The organism is Pseudomonas putida (assembly GCF_028682635.1).
Taxonomy (GTDB): Bacteria; Pseudomonadota; Gammaproteobacteria; order Pseudomonadales; family Pseudomonadaceae; genus Aquipseudomonas; species Aquipseudomonas putida_AE.
The window spans coordinates 113,891-135,524 of the sequence record NZ_JANHLK010000013.1; the positions used below are offsets into that span (position 1 = coordinate 113,891).

General features: G+C 60.8%; 13 protein-coding genes and 2 pseudogenes. 6 read left to right on the plus strand and 9 right to left on the minus strand.

The window, feature by feature from the left end; genetic code table 11:
* Positions 1-297: 297 nt before the first annotated feature.
* On the minus strand, positions 298-2,772 hold the full coding sequence (locus NPS56_RS17725; protein ID WP_274075794.1) for a UvrD-helicase domain-containing protein: 2,475 nt from the start codon (positions 2,770-2,772) through the stop codon (positions 298-300).
* 278 nt (positions 2,773-3,050) lie between these two features.
* Between NPS56_RS17725 and NPS56_RS17730 the strand changes: the two genes are divergently transcribed.
* Positions 3,051-3,746: a pirin family protein gene (locus NPS56_RS17730; RefSeq protein ID WP_274075795.1), complete on the plus strand. Its 696-nt coding sequence runs from the start codon at positions 3,051-3,053 to the stop codon at positions 3,744-3,746.
* Positions 3,747-3,861: 115 nt separating this feature from the next.
* On the opposite strand, the gene pgm is transcribed toward NPS56_RS17730, so the two are convergent.
* From pgm to NPS56_RS17750, 4 genes are all read right to left on the minus strand, one after another.
* A complete protein-coding gene (pgm, locus tag NPS56_RS17735) occupies positions 3,862-5,508 on the minus strand; it encodes a phosphoglucomutase (alpha-D-glucose-1,6-bisphosphate-dependent) (RefSeq protein ID WP_274075796.1) in 1,647 nt (548 codons plus the stop codon).
* Between the two features lie 100 nt (positions 5,509-5,608).
* Positions 5,609-7,009, minus strand: a complete 1,401-nt coding sequence (locus NPS56_RS17740) for a PLP-dependent aminotransferase family protein (RefSeq protein WP_274075797.1) — start codon at positions 7,007-7,009, stop codon at positions 5,609-5,611.
* Between the two features lie 67 nt (positions 7,010-7,076).
* Positions 7,077-8,555, minus strand: coding sequence for a hypothetical protein (locus NPS56_RS17745; protein WP_274075798.1), 1,479 nt, complete (start codon positions 8,553-8,555; stop codon positions 7,077-7,079).
* Positions 8,556-9,127: 572 nt separating this feature from the next.
* Positions 9,128-10,150 (minus strand): zinc-dependent alcohol dehydrogenase family protein, encoded by a 1,023-nt coding sequence (locus NPS56_RS17750; protein ID WP_274075799.1) that lies wholly within the window; start codon positions 10,148-10,150, stop codon positions 9,128-9,130.
* A gap of 269 nt (positions 10,151-10,419) precedes the next feature.
* Here NPS56_RS17750 and NPS56_RS17755 point away from each other — a divergent pair, with 269 nt between their 5' ends.
* The gene (locus NPS56_RS17755; RefSeq protein WP_274075800.1) at positions 10,420-11,337 is read left to right on the plus strand and encodes a LysR family transcriptional regulator; all 918 of its coding nucleotides are present in this window, start codon (positions 10,420-10,422) and stop codon (positions 11,335-11,337) included.
* Positions 11,338-11,380: 43 nt separating this feature from the next.
* Here the strand turns inward: NPS56_RS17755 and NPS56_RS17760 are convergent, their stop codons facing one another.
* The 4 genes and pseudogenes from NPS56_RS17760 to NPS56_RS17775 form a co-directional block, all read right to left on the minus strand.
* Positions 11,381-12,640 carry a type II toxin-antitoxin system HipA family toxin gene (locus tag NPS56_RS17760; protein ID WP_274075801.1) on the minus strand — a complete coding sequence of 420 codons (1,260 nt, stop codon included), beginning with the start codon at positions 12,638-12,640 and terminating at the stop codon, positions 11,381-11,383.
* Positions 12,633-12,950 (minus strand): helix-turn-helix domain-containing protein, encoded by a 318-nt coding sequence (locus NPS56_RS17765; RefSeq protein WP_274075802.1) that lies wholly within the window; start codon positions 12,948-12,950, stop codon positions 12,633-12,635. The genes NPS56_RS17760 and NPS56_RS17765 overlap by 8 nt, the downstream gene beginning before the upstream one ends.
* A 169-nt stretch (positions 12,951-13,119) precedes the next feature.
* Positions 13,120-15,021 carry an acyl-CoA synthetase gene (locus NPS56_RS17770; RefSeq protein ID WP_274075803.1) on the minus strand — a complete coding sequence of 634 codons (1,902 nt, stop codon included), beginning with the start codon at positions 15,019-15,021 and terminating at the stop codon, positions 13,120-13,122.
* A gap of 49 nt (positions 15,022-15,070) precedes the next feature.
* Positions 15,071-15,226 (minus strand): annotated as a pseudogene (locus tag NPS56_RS17775) (amidase); the annotation flags it as partial.
* A gap of 6 nt (positions 15,227-15,232) precedes the next feature.
* Here NPS56_RS17775 and NPS56_RS31195 point away from each other — a divergent pair.
* The 4 genes and pseudogenes from NPS56_RS31195 to NPS56_RS17790 form a co-directional block, all read left to right on the plus strand.
* Positions 15,233-15,349 (plus strand): annotated as a pseudogene (locus NPS56_RS31195) (outer membrane lipoprotein carrier protein LolA); the annotation flags it as partial.
* Positions 15,350-15,609: 260 nt separating this feature from the next.
* Positions 15,610-16,863: a multidrug efflux RND transporter periplasmic adaptor subunit MexE gene (gene mexE, locus NPS56_RS17780; protein ID WP_274075804.1), complete on the plus strand. Its 1,254-nt coding sequence runs from the start codon at positions 15,610-15,612 to the stop codon at positions 16,861-16,863.
* Positions 16,864-16,878: 15 nt separating this feature from the next.
* The gene (locus NPS56_RS17785) at positions 16,879-20,058 is read left to right on the plus strand and encodes an efflux RND transporter permease subunit (RefSeq protein WP_274075805.1); all 3,180 of its coding nucleotides are present in this window, start codon (positions 16,879-16,881) and stop codon (positions 20,056-20,058) included.
* The gene (locus NPS56_RS17790; protein ID WP_274075806.1) at positions 20,058-21,479 is read left to right on the plus strand and encodes an efflux transporter outer membrane subunit; all 1,422 of its coding nucleotides are present in this window, start codon (positions 20,058-20,060) and stop codon (positions 21,477-21,479) included. Before NPS56_RS17785 ends, NPS56_RS17790 begins: the two co-directional genes overlap by 1 nt.
* Positions 21,480-21,634: the final 155 nt, after the last annotated feature.

Here is a 21,634-nt window from a genome sequence, read left to right on the forward strand (position 1 = left end):
CCTTCCCCATCCAAAAGCCCACGATATGGTGGGCTTTTTTGTTTTTTACAGAATTATGGATTGGGGTGCAGACCGTCTCCCGAGGATCAACTGTAGGAGCTGGCTTGCCAGCGAAGGCGGCCTCACAGCCGAACCATCACTCGCGGATGTACCCGATCAACTGTGGGAGCGGGCTCATCTGTACAACGCATTCATTCAGATGGGACGCGTCATCGTTGTCGACCATCGCTGCGATGCGGCGACCCGACAAGCCAGCTCCTACAGGAGATCGGGTACGGCCGCGGGAGATTGAATGGATTACGCCGGGGTCTTGGCCTGTCGATGATCGGCAAAGAACGCCTTGCCCTGGCTGATCCGATCCGACGCCTTGGGCATGTTCACCGCCTGGGTGTCCTGCGCGTCGACATACCAATAACAATGGCTCACGGCCCGGGTAATGCCCACGTAGGCCAGGCGCAGGATCTCGTCTTTCTGCGCATTGTCGTAAGGCTCGCTATCGCCAGCCTTGCCCAGGCCCGCCATGCGGTATACCTGGTTCTTGTACGGTGAACGGGTCAGGTGCTGGCAATCGCCAAACAGGAACACCGCGTCCGCCTGAAGCCCCTTGGCGCTGTGATAGGTCAGTTGCTTAAGGCGCCGGGCTTCATACGGCAAGCTAGAATCCACATTAACTACGGATTGAATATGCTGCTCAATCAATGACTTATCACTGCTTTTTCGATAAAGCATCAAGATTGAATCACCCTTGCGGTAGTGCTCCATCAGGCGCTGGGCCATGCCCTGGTCGTCCCGGTCCAGCACATTGACCGGCAGCAAGGCCTTCGGCTCGCCCCTGGCCTTGGCCTTCTTGCCGGCAATCGCCGGCGCGGCCCGCACGATGTGTTCGGCGGCGTCGATGATGTGCTGGTGGCTGCGATAGTTGTCGCTGAGCATGACCTTGGTGGTGCTGGGCGACGAGAACGTCTTGTTGAATTCCATGAAATAGGTGGGCGAACTGCCGCGCCAACCGTAGATCGACTGCCAGTCATCCCCCACGCACAGCAATGACGAGTGCTGGGCGCCGCGTCCTGTGTGCATGGCCGGGCCGCGGCTGCGGATCTCGACCAGGCTGGCGCGGATCCACGAGACGATTTGCGGCGAGACATCCTGAAACTCGTCGATCATCAAGTGCGACAGCGGCCGCAACAGCTCGTCGCTGAGCAGTTTGAGGTTCTCCGGGGAATGTTCGCTGAACAACGCGAACATGCGGTTGTAGGTCATGACCGGCGGTTTCTGGTCGAGCAAGTGATCTTCCAGGGCTCGCCAGTACAGGCTCAGGGCCTCGAAGAAAAACCGGTCCGGGTCATCCTTGGCAAAGCTCATCTGGCCCACCGCCGTCGGCACATCCAGGCCGAGGTTTTCGATGAACCCGGCGGCGGCGACAAAACAGTCCAGCAACGGCGCAGACGCAAGCTCTCCCTTGACCTTGTAATCGAAGCCAGGCCCGGCGCTGGCGTCGCCGCCAAGGGAGGCCAGGACACGCCTCGACGATTCGTAACTATCCAGCCATATCAATGGCTTACGACAGAAAGCTTGAAACAGGGTTCGCTTCACCGCCGATTCCGCACGCAGTGTCAGCTTGGCGTTGGGCCGGGTCAGTTGTGGATTTTCCCCAGGGTCGAAACCCAGCACCACCCAAGCATCAAGCGACGGAATGTAACCGTGGCAATGAAAGGCGCTGCCATTGATATCAAAAGCCTGGCGGTTGGGTTCGATACCCTTGATCGGCCAGGCGCCGGCGCGGAACCACAGGTCTTCCACCAGGTCGCAGAGTTCCTCATCGCGTTTGGCCGCCAACTCGGTGACGGCCACGCGTTTCTGCACATCGGGGTGGTCGCGCTCCAGCTCCTTGAGTTGCAAGGCGTGGCGCGACAACGGCTGGATCAGCTCGCGAAAACGCTGATCGCGGCTGTGCAAGGCGTGATAACAGGCGTTGAGTTGCTGACGCTGGGCGTCATTGATACGCAGGTCGAACGGGTTGCTGTCCACTTCGTCATCCGCGCCTTGGGCGCGGTGACTGAGGTTTTCGAAGGCTTGCAGCCGTTCGAAGCCCGGCAGGCTGCGAACCATCGGCAGGATCCGCGAGTGGAAGGTGCGCACCAGGTCACGCGCGTCCCTGAAGCTGATTACCCGCCCCCAGAGCGCGAACAGCTCGATCAGTTTATTGATGAAATCCTTGCGCGACTCGCGGGTAAAGGTCACCACGGTCATCGAGCCCAGCTCGAATCCCAGGTAGTGGTGGAGCAGCAAAATGCGCAGGACCAACGTCGTCGACTTGCCCGCGCCCGCTCCGGCAATCACGGAGGTCGAAGGCGTGTCACTGAAGATCATCTTCCACTGCGCGGCGCTGGGCTGGGCATATGCCGGCAGCAGCCGGGCGACGTCGGCCTTCACGCGCTTCTTCAATTCGGCGCTCAATGGCAGGCGCCAATCGTCGAACAGATGCTCATCGATGTTCGGTGGCCGGTGCTCGGTGCTGCGCGAGTCGCGAATCAGCAGGACCTGCCGGCCCTCTTCGAGTCCTTCGAGCTTGCCTTCCTTATATCCGTAATCCACCCCGGCGATATGCCCACTGCGAAAACCGTCTGCCTGGCCATGCAACCAGGACGCGCGGTGCTGCGCGCGCAGGCGTGTCAGGCCATGACCAAAAAAGCGCGCGGCCAGGCGTTTGAGCAGTGGCATTTCAGCCAGGGGGCGAAGTTCAGGCGGAAGATCGGGGGTGTGTTGCGGCACGCGGACGGACTCCAGGGTGTGAGGCTGTTGAGGGCTATGGTGTCTGTATTTGCCGTTCAGTTCTAGTGAAATGCTTAGGACTCATCGACTTATGCGCGATATTGAAGGTTGTATAAGATCCATTTGAGGTAACTTCCTATCAAACTATTCGATGATTATGAGGCACTTTTTACGCTTTTTATCGATTATTGCCTGATGGATGATGCCCGTCATCAACCACCGGTCTCGATTCGTGGCCAGGCCCTTGCGCCCCATGACGAACCTTACAGGAGACGATCATGCTTGAACTCAGACCTTTCAACTCGCTCGGCGGCGCTCACCATGGCTGGTTGGATGCCCATCACCACTTTTCGTTCGCCGAATACCATGACCCCAAGCGCATGAACTGGGGCAACCTGCGGGTATGGAACGATGACGTGATCGCCCCGGGCACCGGTTTCCCGCAGCACCCGCACCGGGACATGGAAATCATCACCTATGTCCGTGAAGGGGCGATTACCCACCAGGACAACCTGGGCAACAAGGGTCGCACTGAAGCCGGTGACGTTCAGGTCATGAGTGCTGGCACCGGGATCGCCCATAGCGAATACAACCTGGAAGCGACACCGACGCGGATTTTCCAGATCTGGATCATCCCGAACGAATCCGGCCTGGCACCCTCCTGGGGCGCCAAGCCGTTTCCGAAGGGCCAGCGCGAAGGGTTTGTGACCTTGGCCAGCGGCAAGGCCGGGGACGATCAAAGCCTGCGAATCCGCGCCAATGCGCGGTTGGTGGCGGCGAACCTGAAGGCGGGTGAAACGGCGGAATATCACTTGGACAACGGCCGTCGCGCTTACCTTGTTCCGGCCACGGGGGTCATTGAAGTCAATGGCTTGCGAGCACAAGCTCGAGACGGTGTTGCGATTGCTCAAGAGCAGCTGTTGCGGGTGACGGCGATTGAGGACAGTGAGATTGTGTTGGTGGATCTGGCTTGATTAGGTAAGTCCCAAGCACCGTTGGTGCCTGGACTACCGTCTTCGCTGGCAAGCCAGCTCCTACAAGGTTGCATCAATCCTGCAGGAGCTGGCTTGCCAGCGAAGGGGCCATCATTTATTTCGAAGAAATAGCGCCATCCACCAGGGTCTGGGCCTCAGCCACCAACTGCTTGAGGTGGTCGTCGCTCACGAAGCTTTCCGCATAGATCTTGTAGATGTCTTCGGTGCCCGACGGACGCGCCGCGAACCAGCCGTTTTCGGTCATGACCTTCAGGCCGCCAATGGCCTGGTCATTCCCCGGGGCGTGGCTGAGGATGGCCTGGATCGGTTCGCCCGCCAGCTCGGTCGAGGTGACCTGATCCGGCGACAGCTTGCTCAGCAGTGCCTTTTGTTCCGGGTTGGCCTTGGCGTCTACCCGCACCGAGAACGGCTCGCCCAGTTCATCGGTCAGGGCACGATAAGCCTGGCTTGGGTCGCGACCGGTACGGGCGGTCATTTCAGCCGCCAGCAAGGCCGGGATCAGCCCGTCCTTGTCGGTGCACCAGACGCTACCGTCCTTGCGCAGGAACGAAGCCCCCGCACTTTCTTCGCCACCAAAGCCCAGGGAGCCGTCGAACAGGCCATCGGCAAACCACTTGAAGCCCACCGGCACTTCGTACAGGCGGCGTCCCAGGCGCTTGGCCACCCGGTCGATCAAGCCGCTGCTGACCACGGTCTTGCCCACCGCGGCATCTGCTCGCCAGTGCGGGCGGTTCTGGAACAGGTAATCGATCGACACGGCCAGGTAGTTGTTCGGCGCCAGCAGACCGCCAGAGGGGGTCACGATGCCATGACGGTCGTGATCCGGGTCGCAGGCGAAGGCCACGTCGAATCGTTCTTTCAGGCCGATCAGCCCCTGCATTGCGTGGCTGGACGATGGGTCCATTCGGATCTGGCCATCCCAGTCGACAGTCATGAAGCGGAAGGTAGGGTCGACCTGCTTGTTCACCACGTCCAGGTCCAGACGGTAGTGCTCGGCAATCGCCGACCAGTAGCGCACGCCTGCGCCTCCCAGCGGATCGACGCCCAGGCGCAGCTTGGCATCACGGATGGCGTCGAAATCGATCACATTGATCAGGTCGGCGACATAGGTGTTGAGGTAGTCGTGACGATGGGTGGTACTGGCCTTCAGCGCCTGCTCGTAGCTGATGCGCTTGACCCCGGCGAGTTTGTTCGCCAACAGCTCATTGGCCTTGGCTTCGATCCACTTGGTGATGTGGGTATCGGCCGGGCCGCCATTGGTCGGGTTGTATTTGTAGCCCCCGCTTTGCGGCGGGTTGTGGGACGGGGTGATGACGATGCCATCCGCCAGGCCCGAGGTACGCCCGCGGTTGTAGCACAGGATCGCATGGGAAACGGCTGGGGTCGGCGTGTATTCGTCACCTTCGGCGATCATCACCGTCACGCCATTGGCAGCCAGTACTTCCAGGGCGCTGGCGCCGGCCGGCGTGGACAAGGCGTGGGTGTCGATGCCGACGAACAAGGGGCCATCGATGCCCTGGGCCTCGCGATACAGGCAGATGGCCTGGCTGATCGCCAGGACGTGCCATTCGTTGAAACTCAAATCGAACGAGCTGCCCCGGTGCCCGGAGGTGCCGAAGGCCACTCGCTGGGTCGAGATGGCGGCATCGGGCTGGCCGGTGTAATAGGCCGTGACCAGTCGCGGGATGTCTACCAACAATTCTGCCGGTGCCGGCTTGCCCGCAAAAGGACTGAGTGTCATGCGCAACCTCTGAGATAGAGTTCAGGAATTGGAACGGAGTTTACTGGCAGTTTGACCTAAGCGCGATGGAATCGATCCATCGGCATGATTTTACCTGGGCTCAATCAATGGCTTCCAGGCGCAAGGCGTCCCCCAGCAAGCCCAGCGCGGCGGCCAGGTCCTGATCGCTGCCAACGCCATGGCTCAAACGCAAGTGTTGCCCATGCAAGCCTTGCAGACTGAACAGCTCGCCGGGCGCAACCACCACCTGTTGCCTGAGCAAACGCTGGAACACCCGGCTCATATCGACCCGGCGCAGCGAACGCAACCAGATCGTCGCGCCGCCCTGGGGCTCGACGTACTGCAAGGCGTCGCCCAGTCGCTCCTGGAGCAGCCGGGTCATCTGGTCCTTGCCGTCCTTGAGGCGCCGACGCAATACCTGCAGGTGTTGATCGATGCGTCCGTTGCTGTACAGGCGAGCGATGGCTTTCTGGCGAATCGGCGACAGGCGAAAGGCTCGTAATAGAAATTGCCGCTGCAGCTCGCCGCTCATATGGCGAGACAGCAGATAACCGTAAGGCGCTTCCGGGCCGATGATCTTTTCGAATGCGGAAAACACCATCAGGCGCTCCGGGGCCAACAGCTCGCGAAATCGCAGTAGATCGGGCTCAAACCCGAGTTCGCCATAACTATCGTTTTCCAGCACCCAAGTGTCATGTCGGCCCAGCAATTGCGCGATCGCTTGCCGGTTATCATCGGGTGCCTTGCTGCCCCGGGGCATGTTCAGCCCGGACGACACCATCACCAATCGCACCGGCTGCTCTTCCAGCAGGTCTCTGAGGCGCTTGCAGTCCAGGCCACCGTCGCCCAGCAGCGGCCATTCGATCACCTTCACGCCGGCTGCCTGGAACAGGCGCAGGATCGCCCAGTCACACGGCGACTCGACCACCACCGTCGCGTCCTTGAGAGCCAATACGACGATCAGTATTTCCAGCACACCGCGTAGATCGGCGCCGATGTAGACATCATCGGCATGCCAGCAGCGCACCGGCGAGGTGGTATAGCGCGCCGCCAACGCGGTACGCAGCTCCAGTTCGCCGCAGGGCTGCGCAGACGGCTGCGGCTGGCGCGGGTATTGGCGCAGCAGCTCCCTTTCCAGCAGCAACAGCGGGCTGTCGAGCGGTTGCAGCAAGGCCGGTTCATCCGCGCTGAGGACCAGCATGGCGGGAAGACGGGCGTTGACATAGACGCTCTCGAGCAAGTCATTGCCATCGTACAGCGTACTGCTGGGCGCGACCGGTAGCGCGTAATAACCGGACTTGGCCACCGAATAGACCCGCCCCTCCTTTTCCAGAAGCGAATAAGCGTACTGGATGGTCGAGATCGACACGCCCAGGCGCTCGGACAGCTCACGCAAGGATGGCAGGCGTACGCGACTGTCACTCACGGGTTCGCTGATCAGGCAGGTCAGGTAACGGTAGACCGCCTGGTAGGCGAAATCGGTTTCACGCTGTCCTTTCATGACAAGGGGCCCCATCCGTGGCGGTGGCCGCCACGCACATCCGAAAGGGCCGGCAACATGCGCACGATCAACGTCCTGCCGACCATTGAGCGGTCATCGACGCCTCGTCGCTTGCCTGCACTGGCACCGAGGCCTCGCTCGCGGGCGGGTTCATCGGCCTGCCCTGCTCTGCCACCGGCCCCATGCGATACAACCTGCCGATCAGGCTCACAGGCAAGCCGCTGACATCGACCATCCACTGCAGGATCTGCTCCGCGACCGGATGCCCCTGCATGGCCCGGTGCAACTCGGGCAAGGCCACGAGCATGCCCGGGTGACATAGACGCAGGAAGCGCTCGAGGGCCGCGCCCTGCTCGACAAAAGGGGCAAACAGCAGGCACACCCATTGCGCCTCGTTCAGGCCAAAGTTCTGCTGCGCCTCCTCGGCGATGCGTGCGCGCTGGCCGGCCAGGGTCGCCGGGTTGCCGTACGCCTCCTCTGCCCGTTCGTACAAGTATTCCTCCAGTTGGTTACGACGCATCATCACCAGGGCGCGCTGCAGGTAGTGGGCAACACCTGCCTCATAGGTGCCGCCCTGGACGAAGCCGGCTTGCAATCCGCGCAGGTGCGCCGAGACAGCCACGCTGACGAACTGGTTTTCGCCAAGATGAACCGCCAGTTCATCGGCCTGGAAGCCGAGAAACTCGGTCAGCAACGGCCAACGATCTTCAAGGTGGCTGACCAGTACGTCGTGAATATCGATGTAGGTAGTACGACGACAGGCTTCAAACTGTTCAGCCGGACGCCAGGTCTCCTGGCCGTAGTCGGCATAAAACGCCTGGTAACAGTCACTGCCCAATTCATCGAGCAGCATGAACAACCCGCCGTAATCCGCCTCGTGACGGTTCGACGTCTCGAGACCTGCCTTGGCGGCCGCGCGCTTGAGCCCTTCGATAAAGCGCTTCTGCTGGCGCGGCGAGTCGCCACTGACCAAGGCATCGACACCATGATTCCAGCGGGCGATCTGTCCATGGAACTCGCCCGTGGCCAGATACCCGTCGTCCAACAGGTCAAGAGGTCCGTCCACGGCACGACGATGGCCGATCATCAGCAGGTTCGTCCGATTGGCTTCACACCCGGCGCTGGACACCGGTGCCTGGTGATCGAACGGCAGTACCTCACGGTTATCCACCATCAACACTTCGACTCGGGGATCGTCGTAGAGGAACAAAGCGCTGTAGCTGCGATGGATGTTATCCAGCGCCAATTGGCTCATGCCATTGAGCCGCAGGGTCGCGACCCGCAACTGGAATGTCGCGGGCGCCCGACTGGCGATCGTCAGCTGCGCGGCACGCAGCAGTGCCAAGGTGTAGCAACTGTCACGCGAGCCACACTGGATGGCCAATACCTTGAAGCCACCGATCCGATCCATTCCTCCGGCGGCGACAGCCAGGCGCTGTATCAATAACTGCAATGCCGTGCGCTCGGCACGGGAAAAAAAACTCAGCAGTCGTTGCAGCACTTGTTGATAGACATAGTTCATCGCCTGATCATGGATATGGGTCATTTTCTATTTACCTGATATTCGTAAGTTCGACACAGCGCAAACAACTGCACGCACAGCGCAAAGGGATGCCTGAATGGGGATTAATTACTGGACTTTATTACCAAATGCTAACGCTAAAGTTTTTGGTCAACATTTGAAATAATTGATCGCCAGAAGCGAGACAGCCACGCAAGGGCTTGCGCGCAGGCTCTTGGCCGCAGCTTGTGACGATTGCCTTCGGCATCCTAGGAAATGTCTGACAGCGTCCCACAGACATTTAATACAAATAATGAGGAAAGAAGCTTCTCGAAATAATGTGGCGACCGCACAACGATTCACTAGTTGTCGAACATGGGTCAACGACGCGCATTGAAAAGTTTCGGCTAGATACCTGGCCATGACTCATTCCTTGAGATGAAAGTAATCATGCAATTATCAGTACTTGGATGTTGATTAGAAGCTACAGATCGAGAGCAAAAACCGGTTCAGTTGCTGAACCGACCCACCTTCAGGCTGGTGGGACGTCTCATGTCGGGGGGGGGAAAGGCACTCAAACGCAAGAGTCCGTGCAGGCACGGACTCTTTGAGGGGGATCAGGCAGGTTCGACTTGCAGGGCAACCCTTTCGCGGCATGGGCATTCGTCCATGTAGCGGTGCGCCTCGACAAACTCGGCAAACGGGAAGACCCGGGTCTTGAGCGGCAGCAATACGCGATCGGCAGTCATCTGGTTGATGTCGCGCAAGGCACGTTGCAGTGCGACCTGGTCCTGGATGATGCCCAATTCCGGCTTGCCGGTGAAGTTACCGATGCAGTGCACGAAGAACTGAATGTTCTTCTGGAACGCCGCACACGCCGGGAATGGCGTCTGGTTGCCGCCTTGCAGGCCGTACAGCACCAGGCTGCCGCGAGGCGCCAGTACGTCGCCGAGCAGGGACATCTGAGGGCCACCCAAACCATCAAACACCACGTCCACGCCGCGGTTGTCGGTGATCTTGTTGATCCGCATCAGCAGGTCTTCTTCCTCGGTGACGATGACTTTCTCGGCACCCAGCGACAGCAGGTATTCACGCTCGTCCGCGGTCTTGGTCGCGGCGATCACTCGAACACCCAGGGCCTTGCCCAATTGTACGAACGAAGGGCCGGCGCAGTGACTGGCGTCGGTGACCAGGGCAAATTGCCCGGGTTTGACCCGCGCCAGATCAACGTAGCCAAAATAGGCAATCAACAGCGGCGTGTAATGCACGCTGGCTTCGATCGGGCTGAGCACGTCCGGGTAACGCGACAGCGACGAGCGCGGCAGCACGATCAGCTCGCCGTAGACCGGATAATCGTTCGGGCTCTGGGCCGGGAAACTGGCAACCTTGTCACCGACCGCAAGGTCATCGACACCCTCACCGACAGCGGTGACGATACCGGCCATTTCCTGGCCAATACCGGCTGGCAAGCGAGCGTGTGACGACGCCAGGTTCTGCCGCCAGAGCGTGTCGTACCAGCTGATGCCAATGGCTTCGACGCGCACCTGCACTTCGCCCGGTGCAGGCAGGGCCGCCGCATGCTCTTCGCATTTGAGCACCTCGGCTGAACCAAACTTGTGAAAACGGATCGTGCGGGACATCGCAAACCTCGCCAATTGAACCTCTAATGCCTTGAACTCTAGCTGGGCTTTCAACCCAACACTATCAGTGGCTATTAATAGTCGACATGCCTGTCATTGATTCCGCAGCTGCGGCGACATCGTCAAATGTCGCAAGAAACCGAAGCAGCCTTTTTGGGAAAACTGAATTACCCGGTGCAGAGTACCAGCCTTTGCCCGTAATATTCCTGCTGGCCATTGTTCCCATATGGCCGCTCACGTCAAGTTTGCTGACTCTGCCAGGACTCAAGATGAATCGTAATGACCTGCGTCGTGTCGACCTGAACCTGTTGATCGTATTCGAAACCCTGATGCACGAACGCAGCGTGACCCGCGCCGCGGAGAAGCTGTTCCTCGGCCAGCCGGCCATCAGTGCGGCGCTCTCGCGCCTGCGCGGGCTGTTCGACGACCCGTTGTTCGTGCGCACCGGTCGCAGCATGGAACCGTCCGCGCGGGCGGTCGAGATCTTCGCCCTGCTCTCTCCGGCGCTGGATTCGATTTCCACCGCCGTCAGCCGTGCCGCCGAGTTCGACCCGGCCACCAGCACCGCGGTGTTTCGCATCGGCCTGTCGGACGACGTCGAATTCGCCCTGCTGCCCATGCTGCTCAAGCGCCTGCGCGCCGAATCGCCGGGCATCGTGCTGGTGGTGCGACGGGTCAACTACATCCTGATGCCCGGCTTGCTGGCCTCCGGCGAAATTTCCATCGGCGTCAGCTACACCACCGACCTGCCCGCCAACGCCAAGCGCAAGGTGTTGCGCCGCAGCATGCCAAAACTGTTGCGCGCCGACACCGTGCCTGGCCCATTGAGCCTGGATGACTTCTGCGCCCGCCCCCATGCGCTGGTGTCGTTCGCCGGCGACCTCAGTGGCTTTATTGACGAAGAGCTGGAAAAGCTCGGGCGCAAACGTCACGTGGTGCTGGCGGTGCCGCAGTTCAACGGCTTGAGTACCCTGTTGAGCGGTACCGATATCGTCGCCACCGTGCCGGACTATACGGCCGATGCGCTGACGGCGGCTGGCGGGGTGCGGGCTGAGGACCCGCCGTTGCCGGTGCGCAGCTTTGAATTGCACATGGCGTGGCGTGGGTCCCAGGATAATGATCCGGGGGAGCGTTGGTTGCGGTCGCGGATTCAGATGTTTTTTGGGGATCCGGATAGCCTGGCGTAGGCGCCTGAGCGTCACCCATGACGCTGGCCGAATTAAAACGGCGTTAGCTCAGCAACTCGACGTTCTCGTCGATTCGGCCTTGAATGGTATCAAGGGTGTCCTGGGTAATATCGCGCGGGTACATGTCCTGGGCGATGGCAACGAACTGGCTCGCGACGCGGCGAATGCTGTCAATGATGCCGCCAGCAATCTCCACTGAGACCTCTGCCTCATCTGCAAGCCTGATCATCGCACCTCGATCAATCGCCATCGCCTCGCCCATCACGTCCATCTGGTGATAACCGCCCGGTCCCTCGCAGAACGTCACGTCGTAGGCTGGCGCCAGCTGCCAAGCACCGGACCGCGACATGACATAGGCAAAATTTTTGGGGTGGTCGTCCCGGTTGTTGAACGCGACATTGAAGACGGCACGCTCGAAGGCGATAGCTTTCTCTCGTACGTCGTTGGTGCACATCTGTGTCGCCCGCAAGAAGTTGACATAGTCCAGGGCTCCCGGCGACCTGTAGTCAGCCCCGGTAAAGGCTGCAAGGCTTTGCATGGGCACGCGCTGGCCGTCCAGGCGATCAAAGCGTTTACTCGCGAAGGCTGCCAGCCCATTGGGCAGATTGAAGTGCTGCGTGTCCGGGGTCTGGATGCCGCACCTGCGCAGGCACTCGGTATAGACCATTTCGATAGCGCAGACTTCAGGATGCTCTTCCTTTGCCGGGAACTTGATCAGCCAGGCTTCGAGGTCCGGCTTGGCGGCGGTGGTAAAAGCCCCCGTTTGAGGATTGCGATAGACCAACGCCTTTGGCCTTGCGCCTTGTGGCGAGCCCCCCACCAGAAGCAATGTCTGCAGGAATTCCCCGCCTTCACCCTTGAGAACTTCCTGAACTTCAGCCGCCAGCAACTCAAGGGGGATATGCGCTTGCGGCTGCTGCCCCTCGGGCGCTACGGGCTCGAACGACATTGCCCCCATGGCGTTGTTGCCAATAAAAGCCAGCCGCTCCAGAGGTCCTATGCGTGCCGTATTTAGGCCGCGGCGCCGGATCAACCGGTCCATCAGCAGCATGCCCCAGCCGTCAGGCAGTGAGTCATAAACTGGCCCTGGCAGTGCCAGCTGGTGGGACGCAAAGCCTCGACGCAACTGGGGTCCCGCCAATGGAAGCGTGTAGGACGAAAGCTCCAGGCCTCTAGTCTTCGCTTCATTGCTGTACTCAAACACAATTTGCGGGCGACCGGTGATGGCAGTCGTAGACACGAGCGTGCCCCACAACCAACGCTCACCCCAACCATCGTAGTAGACGTCAACCTGCTCAAGCATGGTCGGTCTTCCTTTTGATCCGATGACGATTGACGGTGTTCTCGTAGCGGCGAATGTCTTCAATGCTGTCCAGCTTTGGCAAGAACAGTGCTTCGAGCTCCTTGGTTCGTCCAAGGACCATGGCCACACGAATCACGTTCTCCAACCCGACATTGCGCCCGGCTTCGAGGTTCGACACGGTATTGGTGCCGATACCGGCGCGACCGGCCACATCGGCTTGTGTCATCTGCTGAGCCAGCCGCTCCGTGCGCAGGCGCTCGCAGAGCCGCTTGACGATCTCATTCGGCTTACTGAAGCTCAAATCCAACATAACGGGTCTTCCGTCGATTTACGCCACTTAATACCCAAAATTATAGAATTATCATCCATCGAATTCAAGAAACATAATTCCCTTTAATTGTGGCTTATCTTCTAATGAACCGGATAAACCACACAATTCAGGAATTAATATTACTTTGGGGTTCACCCTGCCGAATGGCTCACGCCGAATGCAGCACATAGTGCACGGAGTAGCCTCCAAGCCGTTGCTCCAGCTGTTCGCGCTGCCCAGCATCCAGACCAGCCACTCGAATATCCACCCGCTGCCCATGGCGATCATCACTAAGCACTTCCACCTGGCCATCGGCTGCCACCTGCCAGACCTCCTCCTCGAACACCCGGCGGATCGCATCCAGGCGCAAGGCGGGCTTGAAGGTCTTGCCCACGGCCGTCAACGGGATCTGGTCGATCAGCCAGATATTCTTGGGGAGCGCGGCACGCTCGTGAATGTGTTGTATGGCGTGCTCCATCAACTCGGCTTCGCCCACCTGCTCACCGGCCTTGAGCTGGACGTAGACCACCGGCAGCTCGCCGGCCTTGATGTCAGGCTTGCCCACCGCAGCGGCCAGCGCGACCGAAGGGTGGTGATGCAGGGCTTCCTCGATCACCTGCGGGTCGATGTTGTGGCCGCCGCGGATGATCAAGTCCTTGCTGCGACCGGTCAACCAGATGTAGCCATCGCGGTCGATGCGCCCCAGGTCGCCGGTGTTGAACCAGTCGCCGTCGAGCCACAGACCCTGGTTCTTGTCCGCTTGCAGGTAGCCCTTGAATACCGTGGGGCCGCGCAGGCACAAGGTGCCGGCCTCATCCGTCGCGGCGTCACGCAGGTAATGGCCGTCATCATCGAGCACGACGATCTTGACCTGGCAATACGGCAGGCGCAGGCCAATGGAGCCGGGTCGGCGCTCTCCGTCGCTGGGGTTGCACGCTGTGGCGCAGGTGCCTTCGGTCAAGCCGTAGCCTTCGATGATTTTCAGTCCCGTGCGGGATTCGAACTGACGGATCAGTTCCACGGGCATGGGGGCCGCCCCGCACAGGGCAAAGCGCAAGCTCGAGACATCGATGCCGTCGTTGGGGATCTGGGCCAGTGCCGCATAGATGGTAGGGACGCCGCTGAAACTGCTGACTCGGTATCGCTCCACCAGCTTCCAGAAATCCTTGATGAGGGTCGGATTGCGATAGCCCTGCGGACCGGCTAGCAAGACTTGGGCGCCATAGGCAAAGACGGCGAGCCCGGAGACCATCACCCCGTTGACATGAAACAACGGCAGCCCGCATAGCAGCACGTCATCGGGCACATAGCGACCGTGCAGGCCAATGATCTCGGCCATCGCCACCTCGTTTGCATGGCTGTGGGGTGCCAGCTTTGGCGTGCCCGTGGTGCCGCCCGTGTGGAAGTAGGAGGCGATGTCGTCCGGGCGGATCACCCGTGCGCTTTCCAGATGGTCATCGGGACAGGCAGCCAGCAGATCGTCGAAGTCCAGCACACCTTCCGGCATGGCCGGGCGCTGGGCCTTCACGGCACTGCGTTGCGGCTCTGGCAGCAGGTTCGCCAGATCGACGGTCACGATAGTCGCCAGCTCTGGCAGGCTCTCGCGCAACGTGGCGACCTTCTGCCACAGGTCAGCACCGGGGAACGGCGCCAGGGTGACCAGCACCGTGGTATTGGAAGCGCGGATCAGTTCGGCGATGTGTTGCGGCTCCAGCAGCGGATTGATGGCATTGACGATCCCGGCCGCTTCGCCACCCCAGATGACAAAGTGGGTGTGTGGCAGGTTGGGTAGCAGAAAGGACACCGCCTTGCCTGGACGCACACCCAGGCGATGCAGGGCATTGGCGGTTTGCGTGACCTTGGCGAACAGCTCGGCGTAACTGATAGTCCAGGGCTGGTCCTCGATACTGCCGGTCGGCAAAAAGCTCAGGGCGGGCAGCTCGGCGTAGCGGCGTGCCGAACGTTGCAACAGTTCATAGGTGCTGGAAGGCAGGTCGCGCTGTGCCAGTGGCTGTTGTTGTTCCAGGGCTTCGATATCAATCAGCCGGGCGAGAGATACGGGTGCAGTCATGGTCTTGTCGTTCCGTCAAAGAAGGTCCGCGGGTGTCAGCCAGCTTAGGTCAGTTCCTGATTATTGGCGCCGGCGGATGCGTGGTTGGAAACGCCTGCTCAAAGGCCCGGCATACCCGCAGCACCTGATCATCGTTAAACCGCGCGCCAACCACCTGTAACCCAATGGGCAATCTGTCGCTGGAAAACCCACAGGGCACTGAAGACTCCCGATGCGTCGGGCCCTTGTAGGAGCAAGCTTGCTCGCGATGGAGGTCAACGATGACGCGGGGATCCTGACACCACGCGGTGCTCTCAGGTTTTTCGCGAGCATGCTCGCTCCTACAGTTAATCGGGTACAGCCGCAGGAGATTGGTCGACCTTGAGGCCGCCATCGCCGGCAAGCCAGCCCACAGGGACCATTGCGAATCCGGAAACACACAATTTCCATCAACCGGGTTGATTGCCTCCTGACGCAAGGCGCAGGCTAGAGAGCTGCCCAGGCCTCTCCTATCATTCCGAATGATAGTTACCTTCGCCCCATTCGATTCGTGCGATACCACCCTGCCGAGCATCATTCGCCAATCTTAATACATTGGCGGATGCATCCATGGAACAGTCATTCAAACATTTGCGCTTGCCGTTGGCCCTGTTGGCCGTCGTTGTGATGAGCGCCTGCGGCAAGGCGCCAGAGACTGCCGCCAGCCTGCCCGCAGCCAAGGTCAGCGTGGCCAAGGTGCTGGAGCAACCGGTCAACGAGTGGGACGAATTCACCGGACGCCTCGAAGCACCGGAAACCGTGGAGATTCGTCCACGGGTCTCGGGCCAGATCGATGAAGTGGCCTTCACTGAAGGCGCCCTGGTCAAGAAAGGCGACCTGCTGTTCCAGATCGACCCGCGTCCGTTCCAGGCTGAGGTCCGTCGCCTCGAAGCGCTGGTCGCCCAGTCCCGCGCCAACGCCACCCGCAGCGAAAACGAAGCCCAGCGTGGCGAACGCCTGCGCACCAGCAATGCGATTTCTGCCGAACTGGCCGACTCGCGCACCAGCGCTGCCCAGGAAGCCCGCGCCGCCGTTGGTGCCCTGCAAGCACAGCTCGACCTGGCCAAACTGAACCTGAGCTTCACCCGTGTCACCGCGCCCATCAGCGGTCGAGTCAGCCGTGCGGAAATCACCGCCGGCAACCTGGTGACTGCCGATACCACCCCGCTGACCAGTGTGGTCTCCACCGACAAGGTCTACGCCTACTTCGATGCCGACGAGCGTGTGTTCCTCAAGTACACCCAGCTCGCCCGCCAGGGCAAACGCGGCGCCACCACCCCGGTGTACATGGGCCTGTCCAACGAAGACGGCAACCCGCACCAGGGTGTGATGAACTTCGTCGACAACCAGGTCAACCCGAAAACCGGCACCATCCGCGGTCGCGCCGTGTTCGACAACAGCGACGGCAGCTACACCCCGGGCCTTTACGCGCGCCTGAAACTGGTGGGCAGCGGCACCTACAACGCCATGCTGATCAACGATGAGGCGGTGGGTACGGACCTGGGCAAGAAATTCGTGCTGGTGATGGATGCCGACAACAAGACGGCGTATCGCGCCGTGGAGCTAGGTCCAAAAATCGAAGGCCTGCGCATCGTGCGCAACGGCCTGAACAAGGACGACACCATCATCGTCAAGGGCCTGCAGCGGGTACGCCCGGGCTCACCGGTCACCCCTGAAGTGATCCCGATGGCCACCGAGCAAACCCTCGCGGCCCTGGCCCAACAACGACAAGCGCTGGAAGCCAGCAACCTGCCCCAAGTCGCGCCTGCCAAGGTCGCGCCGGGTACGGTTGTGAAAGTGGCTGCCGCGACTCCACGCGGTTAAGGGATAACGACTCCGATGAATTTTTCCCAATTCTTCATTTCACGGCCGATCTTCGCAGCGGTGCTGTCATTGCTGATCCTGATCGCCGGTGCGATCTCGCTGTTCCAATTGCCGATCAGCGAATACCCGGAAGTGGTACCGCCGACCGTTGTCGTGCGCGCCAACTTCCCGGGTGCCAACCCGAAAGTCATTGGTGAAACCGTAGCCGCTCCCCTGGAGCAGGCGATCACCGGCGTCGAGAACATGCTGTACATGTCCTCGCAGTCGACCGCCGACGGCAAGATCACCCTGACCATCACCTTCGCGTTGGGCACGGACCTGGACAACGCTCAGGTACAGGTGCAGAACCGCGTGACCCGCACCGAGCCGAAACTTCCCGAGGAAGTGACGCGCATCGGTATCACCGTGGACAAGGCGTCGCCCGACCTGACGATGGTGGTGCACTTGACCTCGCCGGACAAACGCTACGACATGCTGTACCTGTCCAACTACGCGATCCTCAACATCAAGGATGAGTTGGCGCGCCTGGGCGGTGTCGGTGATGTGCAGCTGTTCGGCATGGGCGACTACTCGCTGCGTGTCTGGCTCGATCCGAACAAGACCGCTTCGCGCAACCTGACAGCAACCGACGTTGTAACCGCCATTCGTGAGCAGAACCGTCAAGTGGCCGCGGGTGCACTGGGCGCGCCCCCTGCCCCGAATGCGCAAAGTTTCCAGTTGTCGGTCAACACCCAGGGCCGTCTGGTCAGTGAAGAAGAGTTCGAGAACATCATCATTCGCTCTGGCGAAAACGGTGAAATCACTCGCCTCAAGGACATCGCCCGCGTCGAACTGGGTTCCAGCCAGTACGCCTTGCGTTCCCTGCTGAACAACCAGCCGGCGGTGGCGATCCCGATCTTCCAGCGCCCTGGCTCCAACGCCATCGAGATCTCCAATGAAGTCCGGGCGAAAATGGCCGAACTGAAGAAGGGCTTCCCCGAAGGCATGGACTTCAGCATCGTCTATGACCCGACCATCTTCGTGCGCGGCTCCATCGAGGCGGTGGTTCACACCCTGTTCGAAGCGCTGATCCTGGTGGTCCTGGTCGTGATCCTGTTCCTGCAGACCTGGCGCGCCTCGATCATTCCGTTGGTGGCGGTGCCGGTCTCGCTGATCGGTACCTTTGCCGTGATGCATCTGTTCGGCTTCTCGTTGAACGCCCTGTCGCTGTTCGGCCTGGTACTGGCGATCGGTATCGTGGTGGACGATGCGATCGTGGTGGTGGAGAACGTCGAGCGCAACATCGAACTTGGACTCACACCGGTTGAAGCCACCAAGCGCGCCATGCGTGAGGTGACCGGCCCGATCATTGCCACGGCGCTGGTGCTCTGTGCGGTGTTTGTACCGGCCGCGTTCATCTCCGGGTTGACCGGGCAGTTCTACAAGCAGTTCGCCCTGACCATTGCCATTTCGACGGTGATCTCGGCCTTCAACTCCCTGACCCTGTCGCCGGCCCTGGCTGCCGTGTTGCTCAAAGGTCATGACGCACCCAAGGACCGTTTCTCCAGGGTGCTGGACAAGCTGTTTGGCGGCTGGTTGTTCCGTCCGTTCAACCGCTTCTTTGAAAAGGCCAGCCATGGTTATGTCGGTACCGTTGCCCGGGTTATCCGCTCGAGCGGCATCGCCCTGCTGCTGTACGCCGGCCTGATGGTGCTGACCTTCTTCGGTTTCTCCAGCACCCCGACCGGTTTCGTACCCGGCCAGGACAAGCAATACCTGGTGGCCTTCGCGCAACTGCCGGATGCCTCGAGCCTGGACCGCACCGAAGACGTGATCAAGCGCATGTCCGACCTGGCCCTGAAACAGCCAGGTGTGGAAAGCGCAGTGGCCTTCCCTGGCCTGTCGATCAACGGTTTCACCAACAGCCCGAACGCCGGCATCGTGTTCGTGACCTTGAAACCGTTCGATGAGCGTAAAGACCCGAGCATGTCCGCCGGTGCGATTGCCGGTGCCTTGAACGGCCAGTACGCGGACATCCAGGAAGCCTACATGGCGATCTTCCCGCCGCCGCCGGTACAAGGCCTGGGCACCATCGGTGGTTTCCGCCTGCAGATCGAAGACCGGGGCAACCTGGGCTACGAAGAGCTGTACAAGGAAACCATGAACATCATCGCCAAGAGCCACAGTGTTCCGGAACTGGCGGGCCTGTTCACCAGCTACACGGTGAACGTGCCGCAGGTCGATGCCGCCATCGACCGGGAAAAAGCCAAGACCCACGGCGTGGCCGTCAGCGACATCTTCGACACCCTGCAGATCTACCTGGGTTCGCTGTATGCCAACGACTTCAACCGCTTCGGCCGCACCTATCAGGTCAACGTCCAGGCTGAGCAGCAGTTCCGTCTCGAGTCCGACCAGATCGGCCAGTTGAAAGTGCGCAACAACAAGGGCGAGATGATCCCGTTGGCGACCTTCATCAAGGTCAGCGACACCTCGGGCCCGGATCGCGTCTCCCATTACAACGGTTTCGTCACCGCGGAAATCAACGGTGCCGCAGCCCCCGGCTACAGCTCCGGCCAGGCGGAAAAAGCCATCGAGAAACTGCTCAAGGAAGAACTGCCTAACGGCATGACCTACGAATGGACCGACCTGACCTACCAGCAGATCCTGTCCGGCAACACCGCGCTGTTCGTGTTCCCGCTCTGCGTACTGTTGGCGTTCCTGGTGCTCGCGGCGCAGTACGAAAGCTGGAGCCTGCCACTGGCGGTGATCCTGATCGTGCCGATGACCCTGCTGTCGGCGATTACCGGGGTGATTGCTTCGGGCGGCGACAACAACATCTTCACCCAGATCGGCTTGATCGTACTGGTGGGGCTTGCGTGTAAGAACGCGATCCTGATCGTCGAGTTCGCCAAGGACAAACAGCTCGAAGGCATGAACCCGCTGGCCGCGGTCCTGGAAGCCTGCCGCCTGCGTCTGCGGCCGATCCTGATGACCTCGTTCGCCTTCATTATGGGTGTAGTGCCTCTGGTGTTCTCCAGCGGTGCCGGTGCCGAGATGCGTCACGCCATGGGTGTGGCGGTGTTCTCCGGGATGCTCGGGGTGACCTTCTTCGGTCTGTTGCTGACGCCGGTGTTCTACGTACTGATTCGCAACTTTGTCGAACGCGGCCAAGCGCGCAAAGCAGCCAAGGCCAACTTGAAGCTGGAGTCGCACTGATGAGTTTGAAAGCTTTCCTGCCGAGCCTGCTGGCATTGGCGCTGAGCGCCTGTGCCGTGGGCCCGGACTACCAGACCCCAGCCACTGAACCGGCCCACATCACCACGGCCACCGACGGCGCTGCCGGCCAGAAGAACTTCGACCGCTCGCGATTCGAAGGTATCTGGTGGCAGCAGTTCGAAGACCCGACGCTCAACCAGTTGGTGACGGAGTCCCTGAAAGGCAACCGCGACTTGCGCGTCGCGTTTGCCCGCTGGAAAGCGGCCCGGGCGATTCGTGATGACGTCAGCAATGACGCCATGCCGACCATCACCAGCCGCGTCAGCAGTGACATTGGCAAAGGGCAGATTCCGGGCGAGACCACCGACCGGGTCAATCAGGAGCGCTACGACCTGGGCCTGGACATGGCCTGGGAGATCGACCTGTTTGGCCGCATCCAGCGCAACCTGGAATCGGCCAACGCCGAGCAACAGGCGTTCGAAGCCGACCTGTACCAACTGCAAGTGACCATGATTGCCGAATTGGTCGATGCCTACGGCCAACTGCGGGGTGCGCAGCTGCGTGAGAAAATCGCCCTGGCCAACCTGCAGAACCAGCAGGAGTCGCGCAAGATCACCATCAGCCTGCGCGATGCCGGCGTCGGCGATCAGCTCGACGTGGAACGCGCCGACGCACGCCTGGCCTCGGTCGAAGCCAGCGTGCCGCAATTGCAGGCCGAGCAGGTGCGGCAGAAAAACCGCATCGCGACCCTGCTGGGTGAGCGTCCGGACAAGCTCACGGTCGACTTGCGTCCGAAGGACTTGCCGGCCATTGCCAAGGCCCTGCCGATCGGAGATCCGGGCGAGCTGCTGCAACGCCGTCCGGACATTCGCAGTGCCGAACGCCAACTCGCATCGGCCACGGCACGGATCGGTGTGGCCAAGGCGGATCTGTTCCCGCGCGTCAGCCTCAGTGGCTTCCTTGGTTTTACCGCCGGGCGTGGCTCGCAGATCGGTTCCTCGGCGGCCAATGCCTGGGCACTGGGCCCGAGCATCACTTGGGCGGCCTTTGATCTGGGCAGCGTGCGCGCCCGTTTGCGCGGCGCCGATGCCGATGCCGAAGGCGCTCTCGCCTCTTACGAGCAGCAAGTCTTGCTGGCCCTGGAAGAATCGGAAAACGCCTTCAGCGATTACGGTAAACGTCAGCAGCGGCTGATTTCGCTGATCCGTCAAAGCGAATCGAGCCGCTCGGCTGCCGACCTCGCCGAGATCCGCTACCGCGAAGGCACCGCCGACTTCCTCGTGCTGCTCGATGCCCAGCGTGAGCGCCTGGCCGCGGAAGACACCCAGGCCCAGGCTGAAGTCGACCTGTACCGCGGCATTGTCGCGATCTACAAGGCCCTTGGCGGTGGGTGGCAGCCGGAGACGGTCGCCAGCAAGTAACACGATTTTCTACAGAGCTCCTTTGGTTGGCCGCAACCAACCAATTTTTTGGCCCCGCGTCTCATTCGGTCGCGGGGCTTTTTTTTGCCTGCGCGGTATTGAATCCACAACACCCCCTGTAGGAGCTGGCTTGCCAGCGAAGACGGAGGCACATT